This window comes from Teredinibacter haidensis, assembly GCF_014211975.1.
GTDB classification, from domain to species: domain Bacteria; phylum Pseudomonadota; class Gammaproteobacteria; order Pseudomonadales; family Cellvibrionaceae; genus Teredinibacter; species Teredinibacter haidensis.
On record NZ_CP060084.1, the window covers coordinates 1,826,027 to 1,844,254 of the forward strand.

Annotated in this window: 1 protein-coding gene; it reads right to left on the reverse strand. The window is 46.5% G+C overall.

Annotation, left to right across the window (positions count from 1 at the left end):
- Window positions 1–3: 3 nt before the first annotated feature.
- Window positions 4–18,066, reverse strand: coding sequence for a filamentous hemagglutinin N-terminal domain-containing protein (locus H5715_RS07175; RefSeq protein ID WP_083607914.1), 18,063 nt, complete (start codon window positions 18,064–18,066; stop codon window positions 4–6).
- Window positions 18,067–18,228 lie beyond the last annotated feature (162 nt).

Consider the following 18,228-nt stretch of genomic DNA (forward strand, 5'->3'; position numbering starts at 1 on the left):
TAATTAATTTGATGCGGCCAGCTCTTCCAGCTCATCGTCGTAAAGCTGGTCATTCGGTAGGCGAATAGAAACATCGTCAAAAAAGTAGTTAGTTACAGCGCTGAAAATAGCCGGATCGATTTCTTCAACCTCGTCAACTTCTACCAACTGCTGCCCGGCAAGAATGCTGGCATCGAATAAATCTGGCAGATTACCTTCTGGTAGGTACTGCCCACCGGGGCCTGCGGCACCAAAGGCCCAAGCCGGGTTGACGCCATTAAAGGTGAAGTAAGGCACGTCGCCACTGGCGTGAATAACAAGAGCGCGCGCTTGCGATCCAATAGCCATTTCCTTGTTTTCGACGGTGAGATGGATGTTGTGGCCAACAAGGTCAGGCTGGTTATAGTTCATATCTCCGGTGGCCAAAATATTACCGTTGACAGCCACTACCTGAATATCGTGGGCGTTGTAACCCGCGCTGGTTAAACCGCCGGCCAATACGGCATCAGTTTCTGTACCATTAAAGGTATTATCTTCCGTATTATTAAACACAATATCACCGGCTTGGTTTTGTAGAGTAACGTCACCGTTACTGCGCAAGGCTTGTATTTCTACCGCGCCGGCATTATCGATAGCAACAGTATTGCTTTGGTTGGTAACAGATAGCTCCGCAACATCGGTTTCTAACATCCCAGTACCCGCTTGCCCGGTAACACCGTTACCGGCAGCCACTTCCAGGCGGTTTGCAATAAGCCCATAAGTACCTGAAGATACATCTTCAATACTCCCGCCAGCCACCAAGGTGAGCGTTGCTTCCCCCGCAGATACCTGAGCCAAGGCAATGCTGTTCTGCGCACTTAGTACAATATTGGCACCAGACGAATTCGTTCCCCCTGAATTCAACATGTTAATACTGCCATCGGCAGTCAACTGAATTTCACCTCCATTACTCACCAAGCTTCCCGCCTGGCTAATATCACTAGCAGAAACCAAGCTGATGGTTCCACCGTTGGTTTGTGCAGAACCCGAAACGCTAACACCGCCCGTTCCTGCGGCCATGCTAATTGCAGAGGCACTAAGTGAATCGTTTATAACAATTGCGTTCCCGCTAAGGGTGGCTTCGTTAGTAACGGTAACGGTATTGTTAATGTCGGCTCTGCCAGTTCCGGCCTGAATATCCAATTGGTTGGTTTGTACAGTCCCACTAACCAATAAACCGTTAGATTGGGTCGACAAGTTACCGTTCGCCTGGAATCCTCCCAGGGTAAAACTATTCTGGTCTACCAACACAACATTTACGCCATTAGTAATCGTCACTGTGTCAAAATCATTCGTGGCGGTATCCAGTGTTATATCCCCACTTGATTGCAGTGTGCTTACGCCGGTTACCTGAATAACATCACCGGCTGCACCTCTATCGCTAATAGCACCCACAGAGTTTACCTCAAGGGTTTGAGCTCGAACCTCGGCCAACTGTGTAGAACGGCTATTTTTCACCGACACTTCCCGGCCCACCGCAACGAGGCTAAGCGCTCCATCTAACACATTGGAACTGCTACTTAACTGAATATCACCATTGTTGGCGATAATGTTCACCGCTCCCTGTGAGTTCAGTGCGTTTGTCGCAACAACATTGCCCTGAGCCTCCAGAGTAAAATCATTCACCGTTGTCAGTTGTGTTAGTGTTAGACCGCGACGATTACTAAGATACACGTCGCCTCCGGCCGCGCTAACCGACAAGTTAGCAACATCCAGCGCCACCGGCAGGGCTACACTTCCCACCGCGCGAGTTCCATCCAGCACCACACTTTGAGCGAGCACGCGGGTATCGGTATTGGATACAGTAACAGTTGCATTAGTAAGTGTTAGCTGGCCAGGAACGTTAATAGCCCCACTCATTAAGATAGTATCGTCGGATGCACCTGCAATAATCAGGTTGTCTTTATCCGTAAAAGCGACAGCCTTGTAGTCGCCCACCTGAACTTGTCCGGAGCTGAAGGCAATGGTTTCGGCGGCAGTGCTGCCGTTGAATGTCATGGTATTGGCCTGAACACGATCAGTAACTGTTTCTGTGGTTACAAAATCCACCACATAACTGGTATTGACCCCATCGCTATACTCCAGGCGGCCCCCGCCGTCTACTGCCGGTGAATACGCCACGTTCATATTGGCAACATCACCGTCTAAAGAAAGAATATCGTTCTCGCCTTCACCACCCACAACATTAATAGAACCGGTCAGACCGTTTGAAATACTGACGTTTACTATATCGTTATCTTCACCGCCATTGATGGAACCAGTAACAGAGCCGCCGTTTACATTGAAAATATCGCGAGCATTACCGCCAATCAAATTATTAAAATCAGTAAAAGTAATCGCATCGTTAATAATTCCACTATTTTCGCCCGAAGAAATATCCCAGCGGTTGGCCTGGTTAGCCGCAATAAGTGAAGCTTCGTTGTTGCCTGTCAGCACTTCAATATTGCGAACAGCGTTTTCACCTTCACCCAGGTTAACGGTAATAGAACCAATAACACGGCTCATATCCACGCTGTCGGCCGATGTGTGCGCGCCACCGTCAAGAGTGCCACTAATACTTCCGCCCTGCTCAAACACAAAGGAATCGTTTGCTGTGCCCCCCACTAAACTGGCGAAACCGGTAAAATCCATAGCCTCTATTTCACCGCTATTACTACCCGAAATTATCCAGCTGTTATCGCTGTTACCGGCAGCCAGCTCGTTTTCAAACGCCGCATTAGCTTCAACAGATTCAAACCCAGTTGCGCGTACATCCGCCGCATCGCTTCCAGACAGGCTCAGATGAATTGCTCGGTCAATGCCAGTAAGTATTAAACTATCGGAATCGGAATTTGCATCGCTGGCATCGCCACCTCGAATTACACCGCTAATACTGCCAGTATTGGCCAGCTGAATATAATCGTCTGCTGCGCCACCGCTGATATTATCAACATGAATAAACTCCAGCGTTTGACCGCCAGAGCCCGAAGCGTAGCTTAGGCTACCACCATTGGTACGATCGACTCGCCAATCGTTCGCCACATCGTCGGCCAGTAGGGTTGTCTCGGCTGCCTCACGAAATTCGAGCTGTTCGATATTATCGATATTTAAATTTGCTGTTACGTTCGAACCAACCTCCACAACCAGCTCACCGGAATTTATCATGTTCTGTAAATCAACACGATCCAGTGTTCCTGCGCCGCCGTTCATCACCCCTCGTACATCGCCTGCACCAGTCAGCACAAAAGTATCGTTCTTGTCGCCACCGATGAGGTTGGCAACATTAGCAAACATCAAATCACCATTTAAATTTCCCTGCCCCTCACCATTCAACGTAAAGGTATTGTCCTGTCCGGCGGATGCCACTAATGTGTGCATCAAATCACTACTGCTGGTATCAACAATCTCGCTAATATTCGTAATGTTTGTATTCCCGTCTACATCACCACCGACTTGAATACGTTGGGCAACGGTGGTTCCTGTGGTACTGATAGTATTGGTACCTTCACCGCCTTCTATACCACCCGTTACAGTTGCGACACCTTCAAAGATAAAGTTATCGTTTTTATTGCCGCCCACCAAGGTATCGAAATTATTAAAACCATAAGTTTCTTCGCCCTGAGTGTAAGCACCATCATTAACACCATCGGTACTGTCGCCGGTATCACGTAGCACCCAGGTACTGTTGGCATCCCTACCTATCAGCGTACGCTTGTAGGCTGAACCTACTGAGTCTTCGCGATAACCGGTAAAGCCTTCTACGCCGGTAATACCACTGGTAGAAGAGCCGATGGTAACGGTTAGATCCTGCTCATAGTTAGAGTAATCGATAGTGTCAAAACCACCTTCTGGCTGCCCGCCGCCATCAATACCACCATCAATACCCACGTCATCAGAACCGCTCGCCAAAACCAGGAAGCCGTCTTCGCCATCACCACCCTGAATAATTTGAAAACCCGTAAAGCGCGTTGTCGCGCCCGATTCCGTGAGTTCACCAGTATTACGGCCGTCAATTGTCCAGTCGTTGCTACCATCCCCGCTCGAAATGGTATTGTAATTACCCGTATCGCCAACGTCCGCCTCGGTAACAGTGATGGCTTCGATACGATCGAAACTGATGCCCGCCGGAGCATCACTGCCCATCGTAAACACCAGTCCACCACCCAATGCCTTAGCGTTTAGCGTATCCTTACCACCATCGGGTTGAGAGGAACCGTCGATAAGACCGTCTACGCCACTACCCGCGCTGGCAAAACTAAAGGTATCTTCTCCCGTACCTCCGGTAATATTTTCAATATTGCTAAAGCTTACAGCAGCGCTGTTGGTAACCGTACCGGCGTTAGTACCGTCAATAAGCCAGCTATTTTCCGCATTTGCGGCCACCAGAGTATCACCGGCTCCTTCTTCGCCATCAACAGCGGTTGTTAGCCCCGCAACGAAGAACGTAAATATATCGTTAGCGTCACCACCGTTAACACCACCCGTAACGTTGGTGCTTAAATTAAAAGTATCTTCGCCTCCACGACCGTTTATAACACCGTTGTAATCCACGGTTGTAAGCGTGAAGGTATCGCCTCCCTGGCTACCATTCAGTACATCAAAGCTCTCAAAGCCTATTTCGCTATCCGTAGCGCTAATTAATTCCCGATCACCATCTAATTCCCAGCTGGACGCTGCTGTATAGTTCAGTGAAAGTGTATTGCTCCCATCACCGCCCTGTACTTCTAGATCCAGCCCGGCGGTATTCACATTAAATTCGTCGTTGCCATCACGCCCTAGAATGGCTCCCACCACACTGGCGGTAATGTTAAAACGATCAACTCCACTGCCACCCTTGAGGTTTTCTATAGTGGCATAGTCCAAACCATCGACACTGCCACCATCAACGGCGGTTACCTGCCAAATATTTTCAGCCCGATCATGCTCGATAGAAAGACTATCGTCTTCACCACCTTCACCAAAAATATCGGAAGTAATACCGGAAGCCGTCAACTTAAAGGTGTCGTTTCCGTCACCACCGTACACGCCACCGGAAACCTGATCACCTATATTGAAAATGTCGGCACTACCGCGACCATTTAGACGGCCAGCGTAAACCGCCGAAACCGTAACCGTATCGATACCACTACTAGCATTGGCAATTTCAATTTCAGAAAACTCCACCGTACCGGAAGCATCCGTGGCAACTTCAGAGCCATCTTCACCATCAATAGTCCAAGTCGTTGCCGCGGTGTGGTCGATATACAGCGTATCGGTAGCGGTATCATCACCACCCACAACCACCAGCGTATTGCCGGTAGCGTCTATATAAAAGCTATCTGCACCGGATCCACCGCGAAGCTCACCAATAAATGCGGTATCAACGTTAAAGGTGTCTTCACCACTACCACCTTCCAGAATATCCATATTGCTGAATTCGATATTATCGGATACCCCGACATTACCTTCCGTTGCAGAGGCAATATCCCAGGTATTATTGTCACTTACCTGCAGGAAAATATGGTCAGCATCCCCGCTTCCACCATCAATATCTAATACCAAGCTGCCGTTGGTGATAGTGAAGGTATCGTTATTCCCACCACCGGAGACATTCGGCACGTTTACAGAAAGTGTAAATGTATCCTCGCCTCCTCCACCGGTAAGGGATTCCATACCAGAGAAAGTTACCGATCCCCCCGAACTATTTGTTACTGATTCCGAACCGCCGCCATTTACTGTCCATACCGAATCTATACTGTGTTGCAGCAGCAACTTGTCTTGCACATCATTACCACTTCCAATTAGCGTGGCATTAACCGTAGCGGCCAAAATGTTAAAAGTGTCATTACCCACTCCACCATTAACGGCTTGTGTAACAGACTGCTCAAGATTAAAGGTATCGTTACCAGAACCGCCGCTTAAAGTACCGGCAAATGAACTAGAAAGTTCTTCCAATACATTAAACGTATCATCTCCGCCGTTAGCATTAAGGGTAGAGATTTGCCCCTGAATATTAAAGGTATCTACTTTTTCGCCAGCATCTATTACTTCAATACCTTCAAATGTTGTTCGGTTTGTACCATAAGTCATCGCGCCGTAACCATCAGCGGGAGAATCAAAGAGAGATACACCACCAATATCCCAGGTCGTATCTATATCGGCGGCTACAATTTTATCCGTACCGGTACCAGAACCACTGCTGCTGCCATGAATTTCACCCGCGAGTGAGCCGTCGCCTACGAAAGCAAAGGTATCCGTCTCCGTTGTACCGTAAATAATGCCTACATCTGTGAAAACACTTCCTCTCAGTTCAACAGTATTTACTCCTGTTATTCTCCACAGGGTTTCTTGATCCCCAGTGTAATAATTGTCGAGAGCAATCAACTCGTCGTAACCGTCGACATCTCTTAGCTCAAATTCCTCATCAATTACAACAATGGTTTCGCCAGAGCCGCTTCCCGTGACAGCGGATTTATTCCCATAAATATCAACTTGATATCGAGTACCACCTTCAATCGCACTTAAATCGATTGAATCCAAAACCTCATCGCCATCTGCATTGGTGCTTTCGCCGCCCCATATACCGCCTCGTAAATGAACACCTGCTACTACCGCGGTATCTACTCCATCACCACCATAAAATGTATCGATATTATCGAATGATAAAGAAACATCTGTTGCATCGCTGGTAGTCCAACTAACGATGCCGCCATTATTCGAACCAGCCTCCTCTGCTGCGGGAACATCTCCAGTTAAAATATTCCAATGAGTATCCTGTGTGGTATCCGTTACTCGAACAATATCGGTATAGCTTTCGCTTCCGGTTATAGAGCTTACCCAGCCGCCATTTAACTCATAAGTTTGCGATCCACCTGTAGTAGATAGGCGTTCTATTCCCGAAAATCCATTTGCATTACCTTCATAAATAAAACCGACACTACCGCCACCCTCTTGCGTTAAATCCCAAGTATAAGCTGTTGTGTGCTCGGTGGTTATAGAATCTGTACCCAACCCTCCGACAATAATTCCTGCAACAGAAGCAGCGTCATTGAATACGAAGGAATCACTACCATTATTACCCGTAAGATTTTCAATACGCTGAAAATTCGCAATTCGTGGACTATCTGTAATGCCGGAAGTTACCGTACCAGCACCTGCCGAGGTAACGCTCCACTCCGTTACTGTTTCTTCCAGCGTACCAATTGCCAGCGTTGTTCTCGAAATAGTGTCATTATCGGAAGTATCCTCAGCAGCACCTCCACTAACCATGCCGGTAATATAACCACCATCAAATAAGAAATGATCATTACCGCTTCCGCCCTGTAGATTTCCGAAGTTCGCAAAGTACAACGATCCGATTTCACCATCGTTTTTACCATCGGCAAGAGAGCCTGTGCCATCGAAATCGTAAACTTTCCACTCAACATCGTCACCAGCTGTAGAACCGGAAACAAGCGTAAGTGAGCTGCTACCTACGATAATTTCAGCGCCGCTAACACCGCTATAATCTGAGTTCCCAGCAGTCACATTACCAGTGGCCGCTACGGAAGAATAATCCACCACATCGCCATCACCGGTTCCCGCGGTAACAGAAGAAATTCCCAAGGCTGAAGACAAGCTGGCAAACGTAAAAGTATCGGCAGCGCTATCGCTGCCCACTAATTTTTCTATCTCAGAGAAGTTGGTAGTTGCCGTAGCGGTAATACTATACGGCGTACCGGTAAGATCCCAATTCGATACCGCATCGTAGCCGTTGAGTATATCTTCCATACCGCCACCCAAAATGGTGTACCCAATAGCAGCATTTCTTAACGTAAAGGTATCGTTACCACCACTACCCGAAACATTTCCGGCAACACTACCCGTCAGCGAGAAAGTATCGTTGTTATCACCACCATCGATAGCCCCAGTTGCGGAACCTCCGGCTGCCACATTTCCAGAAATAGTAAAACTATCATTACCCGCACCACCGGAGATATCACCGATTAACGTAACGCCGGTACTAATATCAAAAATATCAGCACCTCCACGGCCATTTAACGTACCGGTAAAATTTGTGCTCACGGTAAAATCATCAATCGCGCTGCTGCCGTTAAGCGTTTCAATACCCGAAAAATTAACCGACGCACTGCCGTTGGTAACAGTATTTGTTCCATCGATCAACCAGGTTGCGGCTTCTCCTTGGTTTAAGCTTAAGGTATCGGTATTGTCACCACCGTCCAGGAGCAAACCAAACCCGGCAATTTCCGCAATAAACGTATCATTTCCAGCTCCACCGTCTATACCGATTGTGCTGCCATCCCCGACTTGAGCACCAATATTAAAAGTGTCGTCATTTCCATTGCCGTTAATAGCGCCCGCAAACGCAACATTTATATCGAAGCTATCAATACCGCTACTGCCCTCTAATGTATCCATACCAGAGAAAGTAAGCGTACCGCTTGAGGCAACAGAAGAAGTGGTACCGATAATCCAATTGCTCGTTGCACCGTGAGAAACCCGTAGTAGGTCGTTGTCTGAATCCGTACCACCAGAAAGGGTAAAGCCCGCAAGGTTTTGATTGTTTAAATTAAATGTATCTGCGCCCGCGCTACCCGAAACGCCGCCGCTTACATTTGCACCAAGGTTAAAGGTATCGGCACCAGCACTCCCCTCTATGGAACCAGTAAACGCAGTAGTGACATTAAAAACGTCGCTACCCCCATCGCTAACCAGCGTTTCTATAGAACTAAAACTATTCGCACCTGAACTGGCACCATAGTCAAAAGAATGCCCACCAGTGCCAATCACCCAGGTAATAGCCGCATCTGCGCTGGTATCAATAGTCAGAGAATCCGTATTACCGCCACCGCTTAACGTCCCAAAACTACGCGAAGCGCCATCAACGATAAATTCATCATTGCCAGCTTCGCCCAACACACTGCCCGAAACATTCGAGGACAGTCGGAAAGTATCAACCCCCGAGCCGCCGCTAATATTACCCGTTAGAGTTGCGTCTATATCGAATTCATCATTGCCTGCGCCAGCATTTAGGTTGCCAGTATAAGCTGTGCTTACTATGAAATCGTCGTTACCCGCACCGCTGTTTACGGTGTCCATACTGCTGAAGGTTACAGAGCCCGTACCGTTGGTAACACGATTACTTATCGCATCCATTTCCCAGACCGCGTCAACACCACTTACGGAGTAATTAAACGTATCGGAATTATCACCGCCAGCCAAACCAACGGATAGATTTGTAGTGGTAAGGTTAAAAATATCCGTTCCAGTCCCCCCAGAAATACCGTCACGAACAGTAGCCCCAATATTAAAAACATCGGCGCCACTATTCCCTTGCACGCTCCCTGTTACGGCATGAGAAAGGATAAATGAATCATCTTCATTACCTCCTAGCAAATTACCTGTTACCGTCGCATTCAAATTAAAAGTATCGTTACCGCCGCGACCTTCAATAGAACCTACGTAACTGGCATTAACATTAAACGTATCTTCTGCTGTTGCAGTGTTGCCACCGAGAATAGTTTCGATAGAGGTAAACTCAATTTCGCCACCCGAAACCGTGGCCACCAAACCATTTTGACCTGCGTTAATCGTCCAAGTGTTTTCGGCAGAGGTATGAGCAAGTTGCAATATATCGGTATCATCATCACCCGCCGCAATCGTTGCGTCGGCACTGGCACTAGATATTGTAAAAGTATCGCTACCGGTACCACCATTTACGGCACCGGCAATAGTAGCTCCAATATCAAAAATGTCTGTACCCGCATCACCGTATACACCATCGATAACGTCTGCATCCAAATCAAAACTATCGTCACCTGCCCCTGCATTAATTCGACCACCAAACACTGCTGTGACGTTAAATATATCTCGGCCACTGCCAGCATTTATTGTCTCAATATCAGAAAATTGAATATTCGTGGTACCGGTATCTACAACCTCCTCTGTACCTCCGTTAATAGTCCAAGTATTGGTGGCACTGTAGTCAAGCTTAAGAGTATCGCTATCGGCTGCAATAGCATTAACAATATTAAAAGCCAAACCAGCCACACCAATATCAAAAACATCGTTACCACTACCGCCCGTTATGGTATTGATCGATGCATCGATATTAAAGGTATCGCCTGAGTTACCCGCCGTTAATTTTTGAAACCCAGAGAAAGTAATTTCGTCTGTATTTATGGTGCCTGAAAGAGCAGTAGTAATATCCCAAACGTTGCCACCGCTTCGATCATCTGCGAGCAGAGTGTTCGCGCGGCCGTCACTGCCATTAGCATTAATAACTTCAATAGAGGATAGTTGATGGGTGCCCGAAGTACTTGTAGAGTCCAAATCAACTGTAATATCAGCATTTAGAGAAGACGCATTTAAAACATCATTACCGGCCCCACCGGTAAAGGCTTGAATACCGTCAAAACTGGAAACATAAGTGGTGCCACTCACAAGGCTTACGGAACCCGAGTTAACACCGGAGGGTCCTAGATCAAACTTCGAAGCAGCGGTATAGCCAACAATTTTATTGGTACCACCATTGCCAATAACCTGGCCGGTAATTGAACCCGTACCATCCGAAAAATCGAAGCTATCATTTCCAGAACCACCTTCAAGAACATTAAAATTTACAAATTGAATGCCGCCAACAGTACCGTCATTAACACCATCCGCAGTTGTAGCGCTATCGTCAAAATCCGTCACTTCCCAATTATTGACACCAGAGGTAACGGCCAAGCTGCTTTCATAAGTGGTAGAGAGCACACCATCATTATTACCAATAAACCGAGTAAACCCGCTAAAACCAGACACACTAGAGCCGCTTATTTCGACGAGCACTGATTCCGTCTTACCACTAAAATCTGCTGTATCGATACCCATCGAACCTGCATTAACCGAATCCATTTCACTGCCGGTAGAAAACTTAAACGTGTCATCCCCCGTACTACCTGCCAGTTCCTGAATATCGGTAAACGACGCAATATAAACCTCGTCGGTAGTTCGGTCTTCAGTTACCGACCCAGCGTAAGCCCCTGTAATGCCCCAAAGATTATCCACACCAACACGACCGATAATTTTGTCGCTGGTTGCTGCATTGTCACCACCACTTACAACACCAGTGATAATACCGCTTTCACCTACGGTAAAGACATCCACGCCGGTTCCACCGGTGATACTTTGCATACCACCAAAGGTAACTTCATCGGCATTACTACCTTGCAGTGACACCGTACCACTATTCAGCCCTGTCACCTGCCAATCATTGGTTTGATTTTCGCCGGTTAACGTGTGGTTTAAGGAACCCATCCCGGTAAGCTTCGTAATGTTTACAAAATCTAAAACGCTTTCGGTAGTGGAACCTGTTGTGAAATTTACCGAGCCATCCCTATCGCCCGTAAGCCGCCACGCAACACTATCTGATGTGGTTGTAGTGGAGTTGTTGGTCACAACCAACTCATCTAAACCACCACCACCGGTAATCGTCCCAGTAATAGCGCTGCCGGTTTCTACGGTAAATTTGTCTGCTGAACTGCTACCTCTGAGATTGGCGAAATCCAGAAATATTATTTTATTTAAATTCTGGTCTATTGCGTAGCCATCATTGGAACCGTCGTCGCCTGTTAAACCGGAAATTTCGCCGATGGTCCAATCCACTTGCGTAGCGGTAGACGCTGCGCGATTGACCGTTAAGGTACCGCTATTGTTTCCACGAATAATTTCTGCGTTAGTAACACCATTTACAGCAGAGCCGATAGTGATCGTCGCATTACCCGAAGTTGTATCACTGATATCGACGATATCATCTCCACCACGCGCATCTACAGTACCGCTAAAAGTACCGTCAAATCGAAACGTAAAAGTATCCACCTCCGTGGCAGCACCGGTAAGGTTTTCGATACCCAGAAAATCTGTTGAATTTAAGCTACCTGCAGAGTTTGAAGTTAAATTCCAAGCATTGGCAACATCGGCCGCAACAACGGTATTAGTACCGCCTTCACCATCTATACTTCCCGCAACGCTGGCGCCAGCAGAAAAATTAAAGGTATCGCTTTCTGAGCTGCCGGTAAGATTATAAAAATCGATAAACGTGAGAGTTTCATCGTCAATATCTGTAACGGTACCGTCACCAGTACCATCTTGGGCACCGGATAAATTCGATAAGCTCCAGCTAACTAGACCCGCTGTAGAGGCAGCAACCGTAAGCTCCATGGAAGAGGCATTACCGATAACAACTTGCGTATCCGAAACACCGTGAACCGTAGAGCCCAGCGTGACGTTTAAAGAGGACATACCACTATTAACAAGATCAACAATATCATTGCCATCACCGGCATCTACCGAATTACCAAATGTGGACGCCGTATAAAACCTGAACGTATCAACTTCTGTATTACCCGTTAGATTTTCAAAATTACCAAATTTAGTGCCATTGTCGGCCGTTCGAGTAGTTGCGTTTAAATTCCCGCCCGAACTGCTTTCAATATACCAAGTGTTTTCCTGCGCAAACGCCACGAGCGTATCGCTTCCACCTTGGCCGTCTACCAAGCCCGTAACACAGCCAGCTGCGGTAGTTACCGTAAAGGTATCATCAGCATTTTCACCGCCGGAGAGATTGTTAAAATTAGTGAAGGTAATGGAAGGCGTAACCGTCCCGCCATCGTCGTAAGAATAAGAAACAGATCCATCATTTACGGCAGAAATTTCCCAACTAGCCGACCCCGAGATTCCGGTATCTATTTGAATGGTGCTGGTTAAAACACCTGTATCACTACCATCATGCTTGCCGGTATAAGATTCAATACTGTTAAAAGCGCTATTTTGGTTGCCAAGCGTAACAACAATTGGGCCTGTTCCAGTGAAACCAGAATAATCTAAGGCATCGGTACCACCACCACCCACGGCACCCGCTAACAACGTGGTGCCGGTAACGGTAAAAGTATCGTCTCCGCTGCCACCTATTAAACTTTGTATACCGGTGAAGGCTTTAACATATTCGGCTGCGGTATCTGTGTCGTAAATTGACTGTGGCGTTGCAGCATCTATAGCTGCACCATTAATCACCCAGGTTGAGTTGACATTCGGCCCGGTTAGGCTATTTATTCCATCCCCACCGTCTATAGAACCGGTAACTCTACCGTCAGAGCCTATGGTAAAGCTGTCGTTACCGCTCCCACCAATTAAGTTAGCAAAATTTATAAACTCAATGGTGCCGTTGATAAAACCGTCATCAACACCATCTACTGTTACACCAGTATCAGATACAACCCAACTATCACCAGCATTAGTACCTGAAAGCGAGCTTCCACTACGGCCATTACCAACAACTTTTTCAAACCCACTTACATCGGTAAGTGAAATTGCAATATCGGTTCCAGTAATACCCGAAAAATTCGCCTCGTCTCCAACCCCTTCTCCAGCCGTGACCGCAATACCAGTTGTACTTAAGCTGTATTTAAAAACATCCACCAGGGTTTCGGAGCCATTAGCAATTTCAATTTCACTAAAAGAAATACCACTCTCGCTAACATCTAATACGTCATCTTCACTTAAAACCAGCTTTCCTGATTCGAAGTCCTCTATTGACCAAAAATTGGTGCTAGTACTTTCAGCATTTGTTGGCGCGGCTATCAGTGTATCGTCGGCATCTCCACCATCCACAGTCGTTACAATGCCAACTTTGGTAGCCTTGAAGCTATCTGCACCACCTTCGCCGAAAAGCTTACCTGTAAAACTCGCATTTATATTAAATATATCGGTTAGGTTGCCACCGTAAATATTGGTAAAACCGTTAAAGACTACACTACCGTCAGTTTTGCCCGTTTCAATGACGGTCGAATCGACACTGTTAATCTGCCAGGTATTCACCAGATTTCTAGCCACCAACTCCTGGGTACCGGTGCCGCTGGCAGTTAGAGATTGAATAGCCGTAAAGGTTAAATCGGCTCCGCTGTCTTTTTCGTAATCCAAAGTTCCGTCATAGGCCGATACTGTAGAGGTGTTCTCTGTCAGCGCCCACACATACGTATCTGTACCGCTGTTATTGGCCACAGATAAGGAGTTCGGTGCTGTTCCACCACCATCAATAGAACCTGTTAGCGTTGCGCCACCGGCGATAGTGAAATCATCCGTCCCTTCACCACCGGCAAGGTTTCTTATATCAATAAAATTAATGTCTACACCGGTAACGGAACTCGTCGCAAGCAACACTCCATCGTTTTCACCCGTAATTCTCCAGTTCACAATGTCAGCTGCTGCCGCTTCGTCAACATCTATCGTACTGGGATCATCAACAACAGCCGCATTGGAAACCACATATAAAGTCGCATTACCACTACCATTCCCTTGGATAGCTTCCAGGTTGGAAATATTTACATTACTACTATCAACCTCTCCACCCAACTGAATTGTAACAGCGTTTGTATAAGACGAATCGAGAACAATTTTGTCAGCCCCCGTTTGAGGTCCCTCTGAGGAATCGCCATCAATAAGGCCGTCGACTTTTACGTTATTGTTAAAGGTAAAGGTATCATCGGCAGAGCCACCCGTTAGATTTTCAATAGCCTTGAAGGAAAAACCAGAGTTCAGCGTACTACTAAGGGTATCAATAGACCAAGCATTGTCTACATTGGGAGCAGCTATAGTATCAACGTCGTCACCGCCGTCGATTGTTGCTGTCACACCAGAAGCGACAAAAAAATTATCATTACCACTCCCACCCTCAATTACCCCATCAATACCTGTAACCGAAAAATTTCCTGAAAAATTAAAAGAGTCTTCGCCATCACCACCGGTTAAACTCTTCGCTGAATACCCGCCACCAAGATTAAAAGTATCATTACCCGAACCGCCACTAATATCGCCAGAGAAACTGCTGGAGAAATTAAAAGTATCTTCGGCGTGATCTCCTCCAAATAAGCTGTCAATACCAGAAAAACTAACAGACCCTGTCCCATTCTCAAGCGTGTGTCCATTAGTAGAGTCGATATCCCAAATGTTGTCTGGGGTAATTTCATTTGGGCTACTTTCCGAATCCGACCAAGCAGTTAAAGTGTCCGTATTACCACCACCATAAATGGTGCCATCTACATCCGTACCCGTAATTGTGAATGTATCGTCTCCATTATCACCGTTATATACGGCATTCCCCAGTGCAGCACCTATTTTAAAAATATCGTCGCCACCACCCGCGTTAAAATTAAAACTATTACCAGCAAAGGAAGCATCATTCCCTATATTAATTGTTTGATCTGTGTTTCCTGAGCTAGCGGCAACCCAAATAGAACCAGAGGAGCCCGAACCCGCCCCCGAGACATCTACGTTCCCTGTAAGTGTAAAAACACTGCTGAAATTAAAATTAGCATTCCCTCCGTTACCATCTACTCCACCTTCACCATATCCGCTAGCATCATAACTACCAATAGAAATGGCATTCGCGTCTATGGATACAAACCCAGCGTTTTGGTCCGCACTAGTCCCATTTACCGATAGGGACGCGATACTTGCATTACCAACCACATCAATATCAATATTCGCTGCTTGGTTTGTTAAACTCCCGGTTACTAAAATGTCTCCGACAGTTGTATCCAAATCCATTAACCCCCAACTTGTGATAGAGCCTGTAATATTTGTGGCTATAATTGAGGCAGCCCTTAGCGTTGTCGCACCAGCTGTACTCAAATCTCCGACAAATAGAAGCGCACCATCCCTAGCATTAAAATTAATATCCTGAGTATTACTAATAGCTCCAACGGTGATAGACGATGCATCGATAGTCAAATCAAAAGGCGAATCAGAAGTCACAGTCCCAACAATTGAAACCGAATTTTTATCTCCCTCGCTCGAACCAGTGTATGCGTCAACAAGAATACTGGAAGTAAGATGAACTGCGCCGTTCAGCGATATCGGCCCCGTAACACCATTGCCATCAGCCCTTAAATCGCCGTTCAAATTAATCGTATCCGCAGTTATATCAATACCACCGCTACTTACCCATACCTCGTTCAGGTCTACCGAACTTGCGCTGGCAATGTTCAAACCTTCAAAGTTATTGCTGGTATTGGTACCTAACGAAGAATCGAATGATATCGAACCGGTGCCGGCTGTAAGGTTTAATTGAACAACATCACTGTCATCAGCATTCACAGTTGGATCGAAAAAATGAACATCACCACCTCCGGTGCCTGTACTTATGTTGATGTCTGTATTGCCGAAACGAATGACCCCAACACCAAAATTTCTGTCGTAAGCATAAAGGTAAATATCACCTCCGTTGGTAATTAAATTTGCACCTATATTTAATTCCCTAGCAGTAAATCCACCAATACAGTTACTGGCACAACCAGAAGCCCCTGCAGTTAAAGTTAAATCCCCAGAACCCAGCGTAATATCCCCAACAATATCGATATCATCGCCAGCGGTAAGCGTAAAGCTATTGGGCGTTGCCGAAGCATCTATGGGAGAACTAACCGTGATATCTTCACGAGCCTGAAGTTCCAGGTTGTTCGTGCCCAGCAACTCTACTATTCTTGATGGACTATAATTTCTTGTATTGTAAAAATCGGTATCAAAATCTATTAACGTGGTCTCATCCACAATATTTGAAATAGGGCCGGAAGCTGTAATTATTATGTTTTGCGGGTCTAACAATAAGGTGCCAACGCTTCCAGTTTCCGCACTGGTATCCACCAAGCCTATAAAGTCCAAATTATCTTTTCCTGAAACCTCAACAAACCCTCCATTACCAAAACTTCTCCCTCCTAGAGCTTCAATAGTTCCATAGTAACGAGTAGAATTATCGGCCCAGACAATCACAGTACCGCCATTACCACCAGCAATAGCGTTTGCATTAACTTTGGCGTTCTCAGAAACAGCTGTATTTAACGCATTGGGAAGATTCGAATTAGCTCCCTGAAACCCACCTCCAATATATATTTCCCCTCCACCCTGCAAACCACTTACATCAACACGGGAGGAATCAATAACGCCTGCGATATTACCCAATACTTTTACCGTTCCGCCAACATCATCAGACCTAGCGGTAGTACTACTAGAGCCCGTTAGAAGCGCCTTACCTTTCGCGCTAATTTCAATATCACCACCCGCCCCATCGGCGTGAATATCTCCAGAGGAGATAATATTTTCTCCTATTAACACAACTTGCCCGGCTTGCACATCACTGGAAGCGTCGGCACGAATACTGCCGGTATTCACCACATCGGCCCCAGCACCCAGCGTAAACGAGCCATCCTCGTGCACCACCACACTTTTCGCTTCGCTGTCTATACGAACCGCTTGCGAAAAAATATCTTCACTAACGCTGGCACTTAATAGTATCTGCCCACCTTCTGCAGTAATGTCACCCGCATTAACAACGGCGGCATCCACACCCAACTCGGACTGCAATATTTCTTTGGTTATGTGTACCCCCATTAAACCAGCAGCATCGAAGGTAAGCACTGCTTCTTTACCTGCCGCTAGATTAACGACCCCCAAATTAGCCACAATTAAACCGTCGTTACGGACCTGTTTACCCAAAAGCGTAACGGAGCCACCCGTAGCCGCACTAATCAGGCCGGAGTTAATCACTTTGCCTTCGGTATTTTCCAATGCGCCAAAGGCAAATTTACTGTTCATAAAATCGGAGGGGTCTATAGCGAGGCCAGAGGCTAAAATCCCACCAACATTGACTGTGGCATTTTCACCAAAAAATACGCCGTTGGGGTTAACCAGAATAACGTGGCCATTGGCATCTATTTGCCCATGAATCTGCGAGCCACTATTACTAAGAATGCGGTTAAGAGAAACCGAGGAAGAATCTGGCTGAATATACTGAACTCGTTCATTGGCGCTCACATTAAAGCTTTGCCAGTCAATCGCCATTAAATCAGTGGTTTGAGTAATGGTAGTGGTGAGGTCATCGACATTAATTTTACCGGCACCACCCACAACAGCCCCGCCTTCTGGACCAGCCAAAACTGGAACAGAGAGCAAATGTATCGCTACCGCGAGGGTGGACATCCTGAAAATGTTTACCTGCTGCTTTTTGGTGTTTTTTCCTTTAACCACAGATGTCCTTCCTTTTTGTTTTAAACGACTCATAAACCATTCTCAATCAATTTAGACAACACCAACGTTGCTCTCGAACGCTAACGACTTCAAGAATACATACTCTAGAGAAATTGTTAATTCCACCTACACTGTGCTCCGCAAAGCCTTGCAGATTACCGTTCATTCAACTAAGGCGTAATCCTGCATTAACGT